Raw genomic sequence first — 19,634 nt, 5'->3', positions numbered from 1 at the left:
AGGCCCCTATTGGCCCATCGGTTGCAGCTCGGGGCTGTTGGTGTAGAAGGATTTCTGGCTGACCACGTAGCCGTTGGGGCGGACCACCGTAACGATGCCGACCCCGTTGAACTCGTCGTCAATCTCGAACTCCACTTTCTGGCCCGGCTTGATGTCCGGCAGCGCGTAGGCTTTGCTGGCCTGCCAGTTGTCGGTTTTGCTGGAGAGGTACACTTTGTAGCCCTTCGCGGTGTGCTGGGGTAGGCCCACGCTGCCGAAGATGAGCAGGCTGGCCTTGCCTTTTTTTCCTTGCTGGCGCAGCTGCTGCACTTCCAGCGGCGACGACATCTCGCGCAGCACTTTCATGGAAGGTTTGGGCTTGCCGTACATATCGTAGATGCCGTGCACGCGGCGGCGGTACTTGTTTTGCTCGCTGGTGCCGGGGTAGTGGGTGCGGTAGTCGGTCAGGTCGAAGTAAATGGCGCCCTCTATGTAAGGCTTGCTCTCGTAGATGGCCATGTGGTACACCAGGTCCTCGATGCGCCGCTCGTCGCCGCCCCGGAAGTTGGGTTCCACTAGGCCGAACTCCGAGATAAAGAGCGGCTTGGAGGGGTAGGAAAGGTGCACGCTGTCGAGGTAGCTGTGGATTTGGCCCACTGGTAGCGCCCACCAGCTCCCGCCGTACTCGTTCATCATCAAGTAGTCGCCGAGGCTGCCGGCGTCGGGCGTGAAGTTGGGGCGGTTGTAGAAGCCCTGCGTGAGGGTGTTGCTCACGTAGGCCACGTGGCGCGAGGGGTCCAGCGCGTGCGCCCGGGCCACCAGGTCCGTAATCATCTGCTTCATGTCGGCGCTACGGCCGCGCAGCTCGTTGCCCGTGCCCCACGCGAAAATGCTGGGGTAGTTGTACATGTTGCGCACGATGGTTTGCAATTGCTGCATGGCAATGGTGCGGATGGTGTCGTTGGCGGGCGTTTCGGGGCCCCAGAGCGGTACTTCCTGCTGCACCAGAATTCCGTTCCGGTCGCAGAATTCGTAGAATACATCCGACTGCTGGAAGTGCTGCCGGGTGAAAATGGCGTTTACTTCCTTCATCAGGCGGCCCTGGCGCTTGATTTCCGCCACTGGTTCGGCAAAGCCGTAGTCGGGGTTGGAGCCGGCCGTCCATTCCACGCCCATCAGCTTCACCCGCTCGCCGTTCAGGTAGGTTTTACCGTCCTCGAACTTCACTTCCCGGAAGCCGGTGTTGGCACTGATGCGGTCCACGGCTTTCCGGCCGCTGAGTACTGCCACCTCGATGTGGTAAAGGTTCGGGAAGTCAAAATGCCAGGGGTTTATCTTGGGCAGGGAGTAGAAAAGCACTGCCTCGCCGTTTTTCCAGGTGGCTTTGCCGGTCTTCTTTAGCACCACTTTTTTGGAAGGCTGATTTTCCTCGGTGATGGTCACGGCAAAGGTCAGGTTGCGGGCCGCGGCTTCGTCTAGGCCTAGGCGCAGCTGCAGGGTGCCGGCGTTGGTGCGCACGTCTAGCTTGGGCTCGGCGTGCAGGTAGCGCACGGCCGGCTTGCCCGACACGATAAGGGCCACGGGCCGGATAATGCCTCCGTCGTTGGGCCAGTCGAAAGAGTTACCGAACGGCACCTTGTTGCGGCCGTAATCATTGTTGACGGCTACGGTGAGCATGTTTTTCTGCCCGGTTTTCAGTTTGCCGGTCAAATCGATGTAGAACTTATCGAACCCGTCGCCGATGTTCTCGCCTACCTTCTCGCCGTTCAGGTAGATGTAGGCGGTGTGGTTTACGGCCCCAAACTCCAGCACCACGCTCTGGCTTTTCCAAGCGGCGGGGGCATCAATCGTTTTCTGGTACCAGCCCCAACCATAGTGGCGCTGGTTGTCCTGCTCCACGCTCCAGGTGTGGGGCACCTGCACAACGCGGGCTTGGGGCAGCGGCTGCTTTTGCCACTGGCTTGAAATTCCCTCGGCCTTTTTGTCCACGGCGAACTGCCAGTCACGGTTGAGCGCTATGGTATCGCGCTGCGCAAAAACCGGGACGGCGCGCAGGACGATGAACAGAAGAAGGACAAGGATTTTGCGAAGTCGCATGAAAGGAGAAAGCAAGTGGAAGGATTATGTGGGATGGTTTTTAGGCCTTGTCCGCGGCCCAGATACCCCCGAGCCGCAGACATCGGCAGACAACCATTTTTTCTGCCGGGCCAATCAGCAGGGGCCGCTACCCGGCCGGTTGTTTGTAGAGGCCTAGCTCCGAGAGCGTGGGGTTGAGCCGCGAGGAGAGGATGCGCAGCCGCACTTTATCGGTGGTTACCGGCGCAAAGCGCAGCAGCCGCTTGTAGCCCACGGTGGTGCCTTCGGTCACAAGCTGCCACTGCCCGTCCTGCCAGGCTTCCAAGGCAAACTTTTCGATGCGCTGGCCCACGGCAATGTTCTCCTGCAGCATCAGCACGTCAAAGGTTCGGCTTTGCGGCAAGGCTAGTTCCACCACGGCCGTGCTGTCGAACCCGCCGGTGGTCCAGTAGGTGTCGTAGCGGCTGTCGAGCAGGGCCTTGCTATTCCGGCTGCCCGGGGCCTGCACGCGGGCCCCGGCAGCCAGATTTTGCGTGAAGGTGTCGTCGCGCAGCTCTTTCCAGTCTTGCAGAACTTTCACGTCGCTTTCGTGGACAAGCCCGCGCGTATCGGGGGGCAGGTTGAGCAGCAGCACGCTGTTGCGCCCCACCGAGCTGTAATAGATGTCCAGTAGCTTTTCCGGCGTCTTCACCTTGTCGTTTTCAGCGGGGTGATGGAACCAGCCGGGCCGGATGGACACGTCGGTTTCGGCGGGGTACCACGCCAAGCCTTTGGCCTTTTTCAACTGCTCGCGGCCGCCCACGATGGCGGCACGCATATCACCTTGCGGCTTGATGGTCATGGCCTGCTGCGACCCCGCCGATATGGTGGCCTGGTCGAGGTTGTTGGCGGGCACCACGCTCCATTCGGTTTCGCGGCCGTAGCCGGTTTCCGTGCCCACCCAGCGCACGTCGGGGCCCATCACGGCAATGGTGGCCTGGGGCTGCAACTTGCGGATGTGCGCGTACCAGCGCTCGAAGTCGTACTCCTGCTTCTTGCCGTTCGGCCCCTCGCCGTTGGCCCCGTCAAACCATACTTCGTCCACCTGGCCGTAGTTGGAAAGCAGCTCGGTCAGTTGGTTGATAAAGAAGTCGTTGTAGGCCGCGGTGCCGTATAGCGGCGAGTTCATATCCCAGGGCGATAGGTACACCCCGAACCCGATTCCCTCGGCGCGACAGGCGTCCACCACTTCTTTCACCACGTCTCCTTGGCCTTCTTTCCAGGGGCTAGCCTTCACGGAGTGCTCGGTGTATTTGCTAGGCCACAAGCAGAAGCCGTCGTGGTGCTTGGCCGTGAGAATCACCTGCTTGATACCCGCTGCCTTGGCGGTGCGCACCCACTGGCGGGCGTCGAGTTGGGTGGGGTTGAACAGCTGGGGGCTTTCCTGGCCGGTGCCCCACTCTTTGTTGGTGAAGGTGTTGACGCCGAAGTGAAAAAAAGCCGTCAGCTCGAGTTGTTGCCAGCGCAGCTGCCGGGGGGTAGGTACCACGTGAGCGGCCTGCGTGACGATGGCGGACTCGGTGCTCTGGGCTGGAATGGCGGCGTAGCTAACGCTTTTGCCCACTTGGCGCGGCGCGCAGGCAGTGGCCGCCAGCAGAAGCCCGGCGATGCCAGCAGTGGCCGAGGAGCGAGTCAGGGATACGTTCATAAGGGTTACGGATGGTGGAAGAAGCGTGGCCCCTCGCCTTTTCCTCTGCAGGAGTAGGCACTGGCGAGTTGAAGCTTTGTTGGGGAGTAGGGAAATGGTGGTGTGTGCTGTGCGTAAGGCCCGGAAGGCAGCCTAGGTAGTTTTTAACTAGGTGGTTGCTGCCGGATTAGCTCGTAGATGCGCGCCGCCTGGCTGCCGCGCACCGAAAACGTTAGCGCCGACACGTTTTTCAACCGTTTGGCCGACAACTGGATGTAGTCGCCGGTGCCGCGGTAGAGCATCTGCGGCCGGCCCTTCCGGGTGCCGCTGATGGTCAGGGTGGCGCCGTTGGTTTTGGCTAGCACGGCCAGGGCCGCGCCCTGCAACGCCTGGGGTAGCGCCACGGCGGTTGGTTGCTGCTCGGTCAGGGCTTGGTAGGTGCTCACGCTGCCGTCGCAGGCAAAAACGGCTTCTCCTGCTCCCTTGGCGGGCTGTACTTGCAGCCGCAGCTCTTTCAGCTGGAAGTTTTGCCGTTTGCCGGAGGCGTTGCGCAAGCGCACGTAGCGCAGGGCCGGGTCGGTAACGGGTACGCTGCCTTTGCCGCGCGGCTGCGGGGGCGTCAGCGGCTCCCAGGTGTTGCCGTCCCGCGAGGCTTCCAAAGCCGCCCAGGCCGGCAGTTTGTCGCCGCCCAAATTGTAGTGCAGGGCCGTGACTTGCAGCGCCGCGGCGGGTTTGAAGCCTAGATACTCGCTGCTATCGAGGTACGCCACTTCCAGCATGGGCGCGTACGCCAGCGCTTGGTTGGTGTGCAGCAGCGGCTGGTTGCCCAGCTTCTGGCTTTGGCGGTACGGCGTGCTGGTTTCCGGGCTGGGGCCACCGGCCAGGGCCGGGTTGTACCCGAGCAGGTACGCGCCCGACTGCGCCAGAATTTCCTCCACGAAGGGCATCAGCACCAACGAGCCGGTCTTGACACCGGGCTGGTGCGGGTTCTGGTTGAGCGTGGCATTTACGGTAGCCATGCTGTCGAGGGCAGCCGCCAGGGGCAAGTAGGCGGCCCAGGTAGTGGTGGGGTTGCCCGCGGCCCGCGCTTCGGCCACGGCCAGGGCGTGCTGGCCCGCCCGGCCTAGCAGCTCAAACTGCCGCAACCAGGGCGCCAATTGTTCTAGCAGCCGCGCGTTGCCGCCGTGCTGCCTGATTGCGGCAGGGGCCTGGGCTATGCGTTGAAATTCCTGCTGGAGACGCTGGCCCGCCTCGGGGGCGTATTGTCCCTTGCCGTAGGCTTCCTGAAAGGTGCGCAGGTAGGACTGCAACTCCGCCGACTCGTCGCGGCGGTAGCGGTGGCCGTTGGGGCCGGGGTCGCTGTTGTGAGCACTGAAAAGCTGAAAGGCTTCCGCCGCGCCGGGCATTATGTAGCGGCTGGCGGCTTCCCAGGCCTGCTCGGGCTTATATGCCTGCATGTTCCAGCTGTAGAGCGCCACGCTGAAAATAGCGGGTTTCGAAGCCTCGGCCTTGTCCATGGGATTAGACACAAAGCCCGACATGTGGGGCGCCGCCTGCGGGTCGAGGCCGTAGGCCGGGCCCATGAGCAGGTGGTCGCGCACGTAGTCGCTCACCGGGAAGTTCCACCACACGAAAGCCGGGCGCCGGATTCGGCGGTTCACCCACTCCAGCCCCTCCGTGGTGATGTCGTCGACCACCTTGTTGCCGGTCCACATCACCCGGATGGCTGGGTCCAGCTGCTGGCCCAGAATGTCGAGGTAGGTACCTGGTGTTTTGTTGGCCCAGCTCTTGTTGTACTCGGTGGGGCACATGATGAGCGGGGCCACATCTTTCTTGGCCCGGACAAACCGCTGCTGCACGAAGTTGAGCAGCTTGGCTTGCATGCGGGCATCGGTGCCGGCGCCGGAAATATCATCGAAGAACACGGCAAACGAGCGGACGCCCAAGTCGTACATCATCCCAAACTTGGCCAGGATGGCGCTGCTATCGGCCTGGTTCCAGCGAATGTCCTGCCCCGGATGAATTGCCCACACAAAGTCCACCTTGTTGCGCCGGGCCTCCTGGACCAGCTCGGCCAGTTGACGGGCTTCCGCCTCGGGGTAAGGCTTGCGCCAGTTCGGCGACGTGTGGTAGGGGTCGTCCTTGGGGCCGTAGATGTAGGTATTCAGCTTCAGCTTGCCGTAGAAGCGGAGCTGCTCGAGACGGTCTTGGTGGCTCCAGGGCTCCCCATAGAAGCCTTCCACCGTGCCGCGGGCCGCCACGTCCGGGAAGTCGCTAATGGTGCCCGTGGGCAGCGTAACGCGCCCGCTAGCATCTTGCTGGGCAAGCTGCCGCAGGGTTTGCACGGCATAGAATACCGAGCGGTCATCGTAGGCCTCAATCGTTATCTGAGTTGGCGTGAGGCGCAGCTTGTAGGCTTCTGAACGTTGCAGGCGCGCGTCCGCTTTGGCGGGTCGCGTTACCTGTAGGCGCGGCCCTAGACCACTGCCCCGCGGCGCCACCTCCTGCAGTACTTGCTGGGTGAAAGCTTCGCTGGCGGGCAACCCCTTCAACTGGAAAGGACCTGCCACGGCAAAACGCTCCCCTCCTATCTCGCTCTGGTGCGGCAGCGGGTACACGGTCTGGGCGACTGCGCTCTGACAGAGTGAGAAGAAAAGCCCAGCAAGAAGGTTCCGACTATGTTTTATATCCATGTCTCTACTTGTAAAGCAGCACTTTGTGGGCGCTTCTCTGGGTTTCGAAAGCCGTGAGCACTTCCTGCGAGGAACGCGTTGGCGCTACCCTAGACAGGGGGGGTAGCACCTCGGCGGACTTATATACCGGCGGTTTTCTCGGCCATTAGCTGCCGGGCATCGTCGTCTTCGTACTTGTCTATCAGCCCCCGAAGCTGCTTTTTCAGGTCGGCCGTTATCTTCTCGTAGCCTTTCTGGCCGTAGAGGTTGCGCATCTCCCGGGGGTCCTTTTGCAGGTCGTAGAGCTCCCAATCGTTCGCCCGCTTATAGAAGCGAATGAGCTTGTAGCGCTGGGTTCTGACGCCAAACTGCGGCGATACGGCGTGCTCGCCGTTTTCGTAGTAGTGGTAGTACAGCGCGTCGCGGCCCTTGGCCTTGGTGCCCGTCAGCAGCGGCAGCATCGACTCGCCCTGCATGTCCGGGGGGACGGGCAGGCCGGCCGCCTGGAGCACGGTGGGGGCAATGTCGAGGTTCAGCACAAAATTGTTGGACACGGTGCCGGGCTTCACCACGCCGGGGTAGCGCATCACCATCGGCGTGCGGAACGATTCCTCGTACATCCAGCGCTTATCGAACCAGCCGTGCTCGCCCAGGTAAAAGCCCTGGTCGGAGAGGTAAATGACGATGGTATTGTCCTGGAGCTGGTTTTTATCGAGGTAAGTAAGTGTGCGCCCGATGTTGCGGTCCAGCGAGGCGGCCGTGCTCAGGTAGTCGCGCATGTAGCGCTGAAACTTCCACTCGGCCAGTGCTTTGCCCGTAAGCTGGCGCTTATCTAAGTCTTTCTTGATGGGCTCGTAGTAGGCCCGGAACTTCGCTTTCTGCGCGTCATTCATGCGGGCTACGGCTCCTTCGCGCACGCTGTCGTAGTTGGCGAACATCTTCAGGTCGTAGCCCATCTTCATGTCCTTGTCGATGGACATTTCCTGCAGTTGGGCGGCCTTGCGCCCGGCGTAGGTGTCGTAGAAGCTAGCGGGTATCGGGAAGGTTTGGTTGTCGAACCGGCCGAAGTCCTGGGTGTCGGGCAGCCACACGCGGTGGGTGGCTTTGTGGCCGATCACCAGGCAAAAAGGCTTGGTCTTGTCGCGCTGGTCGAGCCAGCTTTCCGCCAGGTCCTCGGTGATGGTGCTCACGTAGCCTTCCATGCGCTTGCGGCTACCGTCCATCATCAAGAAGTCCGGGTTGTAGTAGTCGCCTTGTTCCGGCAGCACCTGCCAGTGGTCGAAGCCTTGCAGCTCGTGGCCCAAGTGGTATTTACCGATCCAGGCGGTCTGGTAGCCGCCTTTACGCAGCTCCTTGGCAAAGGAATTCTGGCGGGCATCGAAACTAGAGGTTTCGTTGTCTTTGTAGCCGTTTTTGTTGCTGTACTTACCGGTTAGAAGCACGGCCCGGCTTGGCCCGCAAATCGAGTTAGTGACGTAGCCTTTGTTGAAGCGGACACCCTCTTTGGCAATGCGGTCAATGGCGGGCGTTTGCATGAGGCCCTGCCCGTAGGCACTGATGGCCTGGTAGGCGTGATCGTCGGAGACGATAATGATGATGTTGGGCTTTTTTTGCACCGACTGCTGCGCCCCGCTGAGGTGGCAGCTGCAGAAGTAAAAGATAGCAAGTAAGAGTAGGTGTTTCATTGGCAAGGTTGTGTTAAGCCCTGAGCTGTCCTAAAACAGCTCTGAACCACGAGCTTTCGCTCAAGCGAATAGTAGGTAGTACGCTGGGGTAGCTGCGGCTTGCCTGCCGGTAGTTACCCCAGCGCCCTACTTACCGGGAGGCACTTAATTGGTCTTTTTGCTGATAAACCCGCACCCAGTCTACCGCCATTTGCACCGGCACATCCTGGTCGTGAATCTCACCCACCCACTTCCCTCCCAGGGCTTGGTTCAGAATGATGTAGAAATCTTGGTCGTAGGGCCACTGGGTGGGGTCTGTGCCCACCACTTTGGGGTAGGTAAAAGTTTTGCGCCCGTTCACGAAGAAGTCCAGACGGTCGGGATACCATTCTAGGCCGTAGACGTTGTACTCACCCACCTGGTAAGGGCTGGTATTGAAATACACCGGATTGGTCTTCTGTTTCAGTTGGTCGATGTAGTTGCTGTGCAGCGTCTGGTAGAAGATGGAGTCGCTGTTGAGCTGCTCCATAATGTCGATTTCGCCGCTGTGGGGCCAGAAGCCGTACTTGTTTTGTTGCGGCATCAGCCAGATGGCCGGCCACGAGCCCTTGCCTTTTCCTAGCTTGGCCCGCACTTCCACCTTGCCGTACTTGAAAGCAAACTTGCCTTTGGTTTGAATGCAGCCCGTCTTGTACTTAACTGAATCGGTCGCGTCGCGGTTGATGATGCCCCGCAGGTACAGCTCCCCGTTTTGCACGAACGTGGTGGCCAGTGTGTCCGTGCAGTAGCAGGCCCAATCGGGCGAGCTGCGCGACGCAAACCCCCACTTTTCGGGGTCGGGCTTGCCGTTTTTATTGAACTCATCGGCCCATACCAGCTTCCAGTTAACGGAACTCGTTTGCGCTAATTCCTGGCGGGCGCAGTTGCCCAGCAGAAGAGTGGCAACCAGCAGCGGCAGCAGGTTGAGTTTGCTCCGCTGCTTTCGGATGAAATATAGCAGCGGCATGCTTCCGGTTCGTGGCATATGTAGGCCTTAGAGGATGAAACCACTTTTTGTTTATTTCCCTAATACTGAGTCTTGGATTGGTACCAGGCGCAAAGTCTATCGCCGCTCGTTCACCGCATACAGAGGTAAAAGAGCGGCGATAGATAAGAGTAGCAGACGGCGCAGGTTACTCCCGGGCGCCGACGTTAGCCTCCGTTGGCCAGCCTGGGTTCTGGTATATCGTGGAGGCATTCAAATCACCGTTGGAGGAGGTAATCAGAAAGTGCTGCGTCGCAATTGGGTCGAGGTAGTGCGCGAAAGCCCAGCGGTAGCCCTCCCGCACCAGATTGTTATTTGCCAGGTTGATGCGATAAGGACGCAGGTATAGGCTCTCTGATTTTTTCGACACATTGGCCGTTTTACCGGGCGTACCTGCCTCAATCAATACTGAAGTGCCGTTTGGAGCATACTGAGCCTGTAATGGTCCCCAAATCTTGAAGCCCTCGATGATATAGGGAGTAGCCTTCAATTGGTCCATTGCCCGCCAACGCTTCAGGTCGTAGTAGCGCATGCCCTCGGCAATCAGCTCATTGCGACGTTCGCGACGAATGTTATACAAGATGGGGTCGGTTAGCAAACGACCAGCTGAGTAGGCCGCGAAGTCGTTTTTAGCTTCCTGCTCTATCACAGTAGCTGCTACCGTAACAGTATAATCAGGGTTCACGCCCGCTCGCTCCCGGATGGCCCGCCAGTATCTGTCTGCCGTCGCGTTAATGGTCTTCTCTTTTAGATAAGAAGCTTCGATGTAGTTCAGGTAGGCCTCTGTGCCCCGGAATACGATGCTGCCCGTGGTGCCCACGTTGCCTACCGTCTGAGCGAATTGGTACGAAAGTCCTTTTTTCACACTGTAGCCCGTCACGTCACGCGTTTCCTGCAAGCCAACGATGTCGGGGTTACCACTCAGAAGGGGCGAACCATCGCCATTGGTGCGGTCGGTCAGGCGAAGCTCCCCCGGTGCCTTCATGAATAGTTGCAGGCGATTATCACGCTCTTGCTTCACTGCCCTGAGGTCGTCGTCACCTTTGTAGCCAGAACCGGTAGCGTAAATCGGCAGACCGTTCTTCATCAGAAAGTTATCCACTAGCCCCCGGGTGTAGCCGGTGTTGCCGCCGTTCTGGTTGAGGTAGTGGTTTACGTTGTTGTTGATGCCCACAAAAGTCGGGTCGTACTGGCGCCACATCAACACCTCCGAGTACTTCTCCATGTTCTGGTCGGAGAACATCGCGAAGTAGGGGTTGGCGGAAGAATTATAGCCGTCCTCCCGCAGGTTGCTGACCAATGGCACCGCATCGGCCGCCAGCTTCGCCGCCTCCATTGCCTGGGTCAGGAAGTAGTCAACTTCCGCGTCTAGGTTAATGGTAAAGCCGTCAATCTTGCCGGCACCCGGCCAGCCGGGCCCGCCGGGTACGTGGGCGGTGTTGCGGTGGTACGTAAGCCAAGTCGCCTCATGCAACGCAACCCGCGATTTGAACAGCAGGGCCGCATTTTTGGAGATGCGGTTTTTACCGCTGGGAGGGGCTGTTTGCAGCAGCGAAATGGCAGAGTCGAGGTCGGCAATAATGAAGCGGGCAACCTCGTTGCGCGGCCGGCGCTTGGAGGCTTCGATCAGATTCTCCCGCTCATCGGCCAGGGCAGTACGAAGAATCGGAAAATCGCCGAGCGCCTGCACCCGGTTGAAATACTCGTAGGCGCGCAGAAAATAGCCCTCGCCCACGTAGTGCCCAACGTTAGGGGCGGAACCAGTTATTCTTCCCTCTTTCCAGCGCGGTACCACCGTCTGGAGGTAGTAGTTCATCTCCCGGATACGGCTGAAATCCCAGCTGCCGCCCGACTGTGGTACCCGCAACTCACCCGGCACCCAGCGGTTGTTGAAGCCACTGGTGGCCTGGTTGTCGGTATGGTTGTCGATGCCGAAGGTTCCCACATCAAAATTGTTGCTGTGAGTAGGAAACATGCTATATCGAGCCACCGTGTAGGTAGCCAGATCAGTTTCGTTGGTGAAGTACTTGTCAGGTGTAATATCTGAAAGCGGCTCCCGATCCAAGAAATCGTTGCAGCCAGCTAATCCCCACGTAGCCAGCAACACAACGGCTCCGGCCAGTTTCGTATGAATATTCTTTTTCATTCCTGTAATCAATTAGAAGGTTACGCTCAATCCGCCGGAGTAGACCTGGGAGAAGGGGTAAGTTTTGCCGTCGTTGCTGTTGAAGCTATCTGTTAACCCCACGCTTTCCGGGTCGAAGATTTTGGTCATCTTGGTGAAAGTGAGCAGGTTTTCGCCCGACACGAAGAAGCGGATGCGCGAAATGCCAGCCTTTGCCACGAATGGGTTAGCCAAGGTGTAGCCAATCTGCAGGTTTTTCAGACGCATATAGGCCGCACTCTGAACGTAGCGGGTCTGGGCCTGTTGGTTCTTGTTGGTATTGAAGTAGGGCTTGGGGAAGTAGCTGTCCAGGTTTACTCCGGCTACTCCCGCTTGCACCATGGAGGAAGTTTCGTCGCGGAAAAAGTCTAGGTGCTCCTTAAAACCGGCCGACTGGTACAGGCCCCCGCTGGCGCCCCAGAAGTAAGGACCGTTGGGCATATAGTCGCGCTTACCTACGCCTTGCAAGAACAGACGTGCATCGAACCCTTTCCAGCTGGCAGTCAGGTCCAGGCTGTAGCGGTAGCGCGGGTTAGTGTTGCCGATAACCTTCCGGTCGCCGGTATTGCCCAGCACGCCGGTACCAGCATCAATCTTGCCGTCGCCGTTCAGATCAGCATACATAATGTCCCCGGCTACCCACCGGTTGCCCACCACATTCTGGTTGACCTGCTCTAGATGCGCGTCCATTTCTTCCTGCGTTTTGGCGATACCGACTGTCGTGTAACCCCAGATATCGCCGATTATTTGGCCCTCGAAGAAGGTGTTGATGTTGCCAGTTGGGTTCGCGTATTTGGTGACCTGCTGCTGAACATCAGACAGAACAGCGCGCACACCGTACTGGAACCCTTTGATTTGGTCCCGCCAGCCGGCCTCCAGGTCGAAGCCATACGACTCCAGGTCGGCGTTGTTGATTCGTGGTACTGAGGTACCCAGGGTGGCCGGAAGCTCTGGCGCCGGGCCTACCATGTCGTACGTCTTGCGCTTGAAGTAATCGAAATTCAGCGTGAAGCGGTTTTTCAGCATGGCCAAATCCAGGCCGACGTTCATGTCCGTTACTCGCTCCCAGGTCAGCAAAGAGCTTACTAGGCCAGGTGCAGAAGCTGAGTTAGGCTGCTGTCCGTTGAGTAGCCATGAGCCGTTGTTCACGCCAACGGGTATTCTGGGGTAGAAAGGATAAAAGTCGGTTGTGTTCTGGTTGCCCAACTCGCCATAGGAGCCTCTGAATTTTAGCGTCTGCACGGCATCGCCCCATTTCCAGAAATTTTCCTGCGCCACGTTCCAGCCCACTGATACCGCCGGGAACACGTTCCAGCGCTCGTTGCGCACAAAGCGGGAGCTGCCGTCGTAACGGGCATTCAACTCCAGCAGGTAGCGCTCTTTGAAGTTGTAGTTTACTCGCGTAAAGAAGCCCGCGACGGACCAGTGCTGGTACTGCCCTTCTTCGGCGCGGCTGTTGCTGGTGGCCGTGTTGAGAGTAGGCAGTGAGGGGCTAATCAGGCCGCTACGGGAGGCACCTAGCGTGCGGTATTTGGTTAGCTCCGAGTTAAAGCCCCCTAGCACCTTGAGCTGGTGGTTCTCGTTTAGGTTGAAGGTATAATCAGAATAGATGTTCGTGGAGAAGTAGTTCTCCTTGCGGTTGAACTCGTACGCCCGGCTGAAACCGGCCGAGAAGTCGCTCACTGCAAGTGGATAGGCCACACCCGTCACACCGTAGGCGTAGACGGGCAGCACATCCGAGTGGTTGTTGATGTTGGTTATCCGGAAGTTGCCGTTGGCAATGATGTTCCAGTTCGGAAGCGGCGTCAGCGTCAGTTGGCCCTGCTGGTAGAGGTAGTCGGTTTGGTTGACTACACGGCCGCCCTCTTCCAACTGCGCCACCTCGGCGGCTTCAGTCCAGCGGCCGTTCGGGTCGAACACCGGCACCGTGGGCCAGCGGCGGGCAACGTTGTGATAGAACAGTCGGTTCTGGTGCGTGGCCTGCGTGTAGTCTTCCCGCACGTAGCGAGTGCCGTACGTGAAGCGGGCAAACTTACTGATGGTGCTGTTCAGCTTGCCGTTGAGTGAATACCGCTTGAACCCATCGCGCGAGTGGCGCAGCAGCCCGCCTTGGTCGAGGTATTCCCCAGAGGCGTAGAACTGGTTTTTCTCGGTGCCGCCATTTACGCTGATGTTGTGGTTCTGGGAGAAGGCATCGTCCCGGTACTGCTCCTTAAACCAGTCGGTGTTGCCGTTGGAGCCGGTGTAGTACTGATACCGGTCACCGGTAGCGTTGGGAACGGTGGAGTAGTCAATCTCACCCCGCTGGTACTTTTGGATGCGGTCCAGCACCTCATCCGAGAACTGAGCCTGCTGGCCATCGTTTATGGAAGCCTCGTTAAAGTACCTAGCAAAGGTGTACGAGTCCAGCATGTTCGGCAGGCCCATGGGCCGACTGATGCGGAAGTTGTTGTTATAGTTAACCGTGGTTTTGCCGGCTTTCCCACTCTTGGTGGTAATCAGCACGACCCCGAACGGGGCGCGTGAGCCGTACACGGCGGAGGCCGCGGCGTCTTTCAGCACCGTAATCGTCTCGATGTCCTGCGGGTTGATGGCGTTCAGGTTGCCTTCCATGCCATCAATGAGCACCAATGCCTGGCCAGTTGAGCCCGTGCCAATGGTACCCGCTCCGCGAATGTTAAAGCTCAGCGGCTGATTTAACTCGCCACCTAGTCCGGCGCTCTGCAGGTTCAAGCCAGGAATAGCACCCTGCAACGCCTGCCCCACGTTTTGCACCGGCCGCGATTCCAGCACCTTGGCATCGATGGTGGAAACAGCCCCTGTCAGGTTCGCCTTTTTCTGCGTGCCGTAAGCTACCACTACTACTTCGTCCAGGTCTGAGCTGATCGTTTCCAGTTGAATGGTGCCTAGTGTCGCGGTGGCTTTCACCTCCTTCACCTTATACCCCACAAAGTTGACGATCAGCACCGCATCGTCAGCCACGTTCGGCAAAACAAAGGCGCCATTGCCATCAGTGGCCGTACCCTGGTTGGAGTCCTTCACCCGTACAGTAGCACCGGGCAGGGAATTGCCTTTCTCGTCCACTACCTTACCCGTCACGGTAATTGGGGCGAGCTTTTTTGCCAGCAACAGCCTTTTCAGCGCGGTAGCACTTCCCGGTCGAGTGCCCTTCCGGTCGGCAGCGGCGCTCACCTCGGGCGAAGCAGCGAGCAGGAAGATGCCAGATAGGGCCAGCGCCTGCAAGACCCTGCTGCTCTCTGCGCCGCCGCGCCCACCTGAGCTAAAAGTGTAGAATTCCATACAATAAGTGGGATTGAATTTTGGTGAGTGTGAAGAGACGGTTCTGGTAAGCGAAGCAAGCAGGCCCGAACTGAACGCCGGGACCAATGCCGACAGGGTGGGCCGCAATACAGGCTAGGTCAGCGGGTTGCCATCAGGCGGGGTTTTCCTAGCAAAGCACGCGCGGCGCTGTGCGGTAGCAACTCAGGCTTGAGCGCTTCCGAGGGGGCATGTAGGATATAGTGGTAGCTACCAGCCGGCAGTGGCAAACCAGGGTAGCCGCTCCGGGGAGCGTTGAGAAAAGAGCAAGCGGTGCCGGTACGACGACAAATGCGGTCAGCGCGGAGGGCAGAAACAGGTGTATTACTTGGTGAGTACAGGATTTGGCGGGGAGCCCAACCTAAGTTACAAGTGGGGTAGCGGCACTGGAGCGAGAGAACCGGCGCTGCTGCCCTGCCCCCTCGCTGCTCGTACTGCTTTCGCCGAGTTCACTTCTGCGGTTTTCCAATTGGTAAAGCGGAAAACCAGTACCGTTTCGTTGTTTTGCAGGCTTACGCTGAACGCACGCCTTCGCCGGCAGTTATCCTGCCGCTGGGACTACGTTCACCTGAACGAATAAAAAGGCAGGCGGAGCGCCACTCCCGTCTGTTGCCTTACCGGAAAAATAGGAGGCCACTAAGGGCAAAGGCGGTACTTACGAAATACGCAGCCGCGTACTCGTCAGGCCCCCGCTGGTAACTAGGTTGCTCATAGTAAATGAAAGAAGTGGGAATTGTGGTGGTACTCAGGTCAACGTATATTATGTAGCAAGGCTACGCGACAACCACTCAAGCCAGCACTTTTTGGGATGCGGGCAGCAAGGTTTCGTAATGCTCCATTACCAGGGCAGCAGCCCCCAGTATTTCGGCCTCGTAGCCTAAAGTAGATATGGAAATCTCGGTGTTCTCGGCAATTTTCGGGATACAGTGCGTATTGATAGCCTGTTGAATAGGGGCTAACCACAGCTTACCAACGGCAGCACCTCGGCCGCTCAGCACAATCAGCTCCGGGTTGAAAAGGTGAATCAGGATGGACACTCCCCGGCCTATGTTGTAAGCCGATTCCGCAATCAATTCGATGGCAAAATTGTCTCCCTTTTGAGCAGCTGTCATAATGATATTGGCAACCTGATCGACATGGCTTAAGTCCAAACCTTGTAAAGCCGAGTTTTTTCCTTGCTTCAGCGCTTTTATAGCCTTCTCGGCAATAATCAACAAGGACGCTTCGGTCTCCAAGCAGCCAGTTTTGCCGCAGTAGCACAATTTGTTGTTCACAAACAACGGTATGTGACTGAACTCCCCGGCAAAGCCATTGTGGCCTCTGAACAGCTCGCCATTCATGATCATGCCCAAGCCAGTGCCCCAGCTGATGTTTAGAACCATCACGTTCTGTTTGTCGCGAGCGGCGCCCATCTTTAACTCGGCCAGGGCTACCAAACTCGAGTCGTTGTCGATCAGAACCGGTATGCCTAGCTCTTCCTCGATGTAACTCACAATGCTATTGTCAGTTTTCAAGTAAGAGTGATTAACTCCTTTCGTTACGTCCACAAAGCCCGGCATCCCTACCCCGATACCAACAATCTTCTCTTTCGGGATGCCCGATTTAGTTATAAAGGCGGCTAGATGAGAAGTCAGCTGCTGAAGCGCATCAGCATTGTAGGCCAACCGTAGCTCCAGACGTTCGATTTCCCCCACGGGGTTGTTTCGCATGTCCAACAGCACGATCCGCGTGATGAGCTGGTCCATGCCCACCGCAACGATATACTGCAGGTCAGGTTTCAGCGAATACATCAGCGGCCTTCTCCCGCCAGTGGAAAGAGCATACCCGTGTTCGATTACGGTTCCCTCACTGATCAGCTCGGTTATGAGGCGGTTGATGATCGGCAGACTTTTGCCCAGACTAGTACTTAATTCCGCGCAGGAGAGCTCACCAGCAAAGTACAGGTGCTTTATAACACTTCTCTTGTAAAAACCCTGTTTGATAAGCACATCCATCGAGTGATGCTTTTAAGCTGTTGCTCCCATTTGGTGATTCAATATTAGTATAGTTTTTAAAATAAACGCGAGACTTTTTAAATTTTTTACAAAAGAAAAAGGCGCCGCGTAGTGATTTTTCTTGTTGAAATATCATTAAATGCCGCTTAATAACGAATAATTATATTTGAATGCCCTACAAACTATAACTTTTTCAATGTCATCTTTTCGATTATTCTCTGGCTGAGTGTTCTGTGCTTTCTATGTTCCAGCATCTTGCTTGCTTCCACAACTAAGCAGAACAGTGTTCATCCCGCGTTATGATCCCAATAGAAATACGGCAAACAGGGAGCGTTGAGCAATTCTCACTATTTTATTTCTTTAACGCAGGGCTGTAAGCCTAATCCGCTTCGTTAACTCAGTTCTTCTGCATGCCTGCCACATCAAGCGCATAGGTAGCTTTCACTATTCACTTTATTTGTTGGCCGGACACGCAAGAAGGTACAGCACGTTTTAGTATACTTGCTGCCGCAAACTAGCTGGTACAACAGCTGAATTCCAGCACGGGACGCGTAAGGGTACTTTTTCTGCCCACCTAGTTTGCTGGCCGTTCGCGGACATAATAGGGCCTAGTCGTAGTAGTGCCCCGGACCAAGCAGTAACACCGCCGGCCCCGGACCAATAGAGGATTAGACTTCACTTCGCTGCCCACCTGGGTACTGCGCAACAGTAGCTTCAAGAGAAAATATACAACGGCGTAAGAGTGCCGCTGTACATACAGCGTGCCGACAAGGTTCTTGCTCCCCTCTCTTCTCATTGCCTACGGGCTGCATCACGAATGCACGGCCGCGTACTAGGCACCCAAGGCTGCTTCGCGACTTTTCCCCCACAGAATTCTTTACCACGGCCACTTTCCAACGGTTGTGAAACAAGGGTTCGCCTTGTCACTATCCGTTATCTGAACAGCATGAAACGCTTCTTCTCTTTTCTGACGCTACTGCTCTTTTCCGCGTTGCCAGCCCTCTCGCAGACCCGGGCTTCCCAACTTCAGCAGCCTAACATTATCTTTATTCTAACGGACGATTTGGGCTACGGCGACTTAGGCGTGTTTTTTCAGAACCAGCGGCAACAACTTGCCGACCGTAGGGAGCCCTGGCACTACACGCCCCACCTCGACCGGATGGCCGCCAGCGGGGCACAATTAACGCAACAGTATGCCAACGCACCCGTGTGCGCCCCTTCCCGAGCTTCACTGTTGACGGGTACGCACCAAGGCAATGCCCACGTGCGCAACAATCAGTTTGATAAGGCCTTGGAAAACAACCATACCCTGGGTACGGTGCTGCAGGCTGCTGGCTACTCCACGGTCGCGATTGGCAAGTGGGGGCTGCAGGGCGTGGATGAGGTTGGACCCCACTGGCCAGCGCACCCCCTTAAGCGCGGTTTCGATGCCTTTTTCGGCTACATGCGCCACCGGGACGGCCACGAACATTACCCAGTGGAAGGGGTGTATGGTGGGCCGAAGCAGGTGTGGGACGGCTACGAAAATGTAGCTGCCACCCTAAGCAAGTGCTACACCACCGACCTGTGGACCGCCAAGGCTAAAAAGTATATCACCAACCACGTGCAGGGAGCCGATGCAGCCAAGCCTTTCTTTATGTATCTGGCTTACGATGCCCCCCACGCGGTGCTGGAACTGCCGACCCAAGAGTACCCCAAAGGCCAGGGCCTGCGTGGGGGCTTGCAATGGGTAGGGACGCCGGGCCACCTGATTACCACCGCTTCCGGCCAGGTGGACTCCTACGTACACCCCGACTACCGCAATGCCACCTACGACGATGACCGTAATCCCGCTACCACCGAAACTGCCTGGCCCGCTACCTACAAGCGCTACGCCACCGCCGTACGGCGCATCGACGACGGGGTCGGTGACTTGCTCCAACTGCTGAAAGACCTGCAGCTAGACGAGAACACGCTGGTGGTGTTCACTTCCGACAACGGCCCGTCCCTGGAATCCTACCTGCCGGCCCAGTACGTGCCTAATATGCCCACCTTCTTCGATAGCTTCGGGCCATTTGATGGCATCAAGCGCGACTGCTGGGAGGGCGGCCTGCGGATGCCGACGCTGGTTAGCTGGCCCAGCCGCATCCCTACGGGGCGGGTGGTGACAACCCCCAGCATCTTTTCCGACTGGCTACCTACGCTGGCTGATGTTGCGCGGGTGCCCGCTCCCGCGCGCACCGACGGGGTGTCCCTGCTGCCCTCGCTCACCGGTCAGGGCCAGCAGCCGGCCAGCTTGGTGTACGTGGAGTATTTCGAGGAAGGCAAGACCCCGGACTACCAAAAAGTGGAGTTGAACCGGCGCGGGCGCAAGCGTGAGCAGATGCAGCTACTCCGCCTTGGTGACTTGGTAGGGGTACGCTACCAGGTAGCTGCGGCCAGTGATGACTTCGAACTATATGATGTGGTCAAAGATCCAGCGCAACGCATCAACCTGGCCCGGCAACCCGGATACGAGCACCTGCAGCAGCAATTCAAAGTTAAAGCACTGCAGGTACGCCACGCCAACCCCACGGCCAAGCGCCCCTACGACGACGCGCTGATTTCGGCCGTGCCCGCACCAGCCACAGCTTCCCCAGGATTTTCCTGGAAATACGTGCAAGGTGATTTTCCGTGGGTTGCAGCAGAAAGCCAGCAACCGGCTAGCGCCTACGGCACCACCAAAGTGGTGGGCGGCAAAGAGTTGCGCCACAAGCAGGGCATGGTCTATTACACCGGCTACCTGCCCGTACCCGCCGACGGGGTGTACGAGTTTTCCTTGACGACGACGGGCAACGCCTTTGTGCGGCTGCACGAAGCCGCCTTGCTGGACGCGGACTTCAGCTATGTTGCCGGCACCCAGCTAACGCAACGGGCACCCCTGCAAGCGGGTCTGCACCCCCTTCGCATTGCCTACCTCGGCAGCAAAAAAAGGGCGTCTTATTTGACGCTGCAATGGAGAAAAGCCGGTGAATCTATCTGGCGCCCGCTGGCACCTGTAATGACAACTGGCCAACCGTGAAGCCTCCAAGCTTTTTTCTTCCCCGGCAGGGGTAATT

The 19,634-nt window shown here is 57.9% G+C and carries 9 protein-coding genes; 1 reads left to right on the top strand and 8 read right to left on the bottom strand.

Going from position 1 to position 19,634, the window contains the following annotated elements; genetic code table 11:
* Positions 1-6: 6 nt before the first annotated feature.
* The 8 genes from MTX78_RS23795 to MTX78_RS23760 form a co-directional block, all read right to left on the bottom strand.
* Positions 7-2,076, bottom strand: coding sequence for a glycoside hydrolase family 2 protein (locus MTX78_RS23795; protein ID WP_243803126.1), 2,070 nt, complete (start codon positions 2,074-2,076; stop codon positions 7-9).
* A 127-nt stretch (positions 2,077-2,203) separates the two neighbouring features.
* Positions 2,204-3,742 carry an alpha-L-fucosidase gene (locus MTX78_RS23790; RefSeq protein WP_243803125.1) on the bottom strand — a complete coding sequence of 513 codons (1,539 nt, stop codon included), beginning with the start codon at positions 3,740-3,742 and terminating at the stop codon, positions 2,204-2,206.
* A gap of 143 nt (positions 3,743-3,885) precedes the next feature.
* Positions 3,886-6,339 carry a beta-N-acetylhexosaminidase family protein gene (locus MTX78_RS23785; RefSeq protein ID WP_243803124.1) on the bottom strand — a complete coding sequence of 818 codons (2,454 nt, stop codon included), beginning with the start codon at positions 6,337-6,339 and terminating at the stop codon, positions 3,886-3,888.
* Positions 6,340-6,533: 194 nt separating this feature from the next.
* Positions 6,534-8,078 carry a sulfatase family protein gene (locus tag MTX78_RS23780; protein WP_243803122.1) on the bottom strand — a complete coding sequence of 515 codons (1,545 nt, stop codon included), beginning with the start codon at positions 8,076-8,078 and terminating at the stop codon, positions 6,534-6,536.
* Between the two features lie 130 nt (positions 8,079-8,208).
* Complete coding sequence (locus MTX78_RS23775) at positions 8,209-9,081, bottom strand: glycoside hydrolase family 16 protein (RefSeq protein ID WP_243803121.1); 873 nt, start codon at positions 9,079-9,081, stop codon at positions 8,209-8,211.
* 148 nt (positions 9,082-9,229) lie between these two features.
* Entirely contained in the window at positions 9,230-11,227 is a 1,998-nt protein-coding gene (locus MTX78_RS23770; RefSeq protein ID WP_243803120.1) for a RagB/SusD family nutrient uptake outer membrane protein, read from the bottom strand.
* Positions 11,228-11,239: 12 nt separating this feature from the next.
* The gene (locus MTX78_RS23765; RefSeq protein ID WP_243803263.1) at positions 11,240-14,545 is read right to left on the bottom strand and encodes a SusC/RagA family TonB-linked outer membrane protein; all 3,306 of its coding nucleotides are present in this window, start codon (positions 14,543-14,545) and stop codon (positions 11,240-11,242) included.
* An 806-nt stretch (positions 14,546-15,351) separates the two neighbouring features.
* On the bottom strand, positions 15,352-16,557 hold the full coding sequence (locus MTX78_RS23760) for an ROK family protein (RefSeq protein WP_243803261.1): 1,206 nt from the start codon (positions 16,555-16,557) through the stop codon (positions 15,352-15,354).
* A gap of 946 nt (positions 16,558-17,503) precedes the next feature.
* On the opposite strand from MTX78_RS23760, the gene MTX78_RS23755 reads away from it, so the two are divergent.
* Positions 17,504-19,597 (top strand): sulfatase-like hydrolase/transferase, encoded by a 2,094-nt coding sequence (locus MTX78_RS23755; RefSeq protein ID WP_243803260.1) that lies wholly within the window; start codon positions 17,504-17,506, stop codon positions 19,595-19,597.
* The last annotated feature ends 37 nt before the right edge of the window (positions 19,598-19,634 follow it).

It is taken from the genome of Hymenobacter tibetensis, assembly GCF_022827545.1.
GTDB lineage: Bacteria > Bacteroidota > Bacteroidia > Cytophagales > Hymenobacteraceae > Hymenobacter > Hymenobacter tibetensis.
The sequence above is the reverse complement of the archived record's forward strand: the minus strand, read 5'-3'. Positions and strand labels throughout refer to the sequence as shown.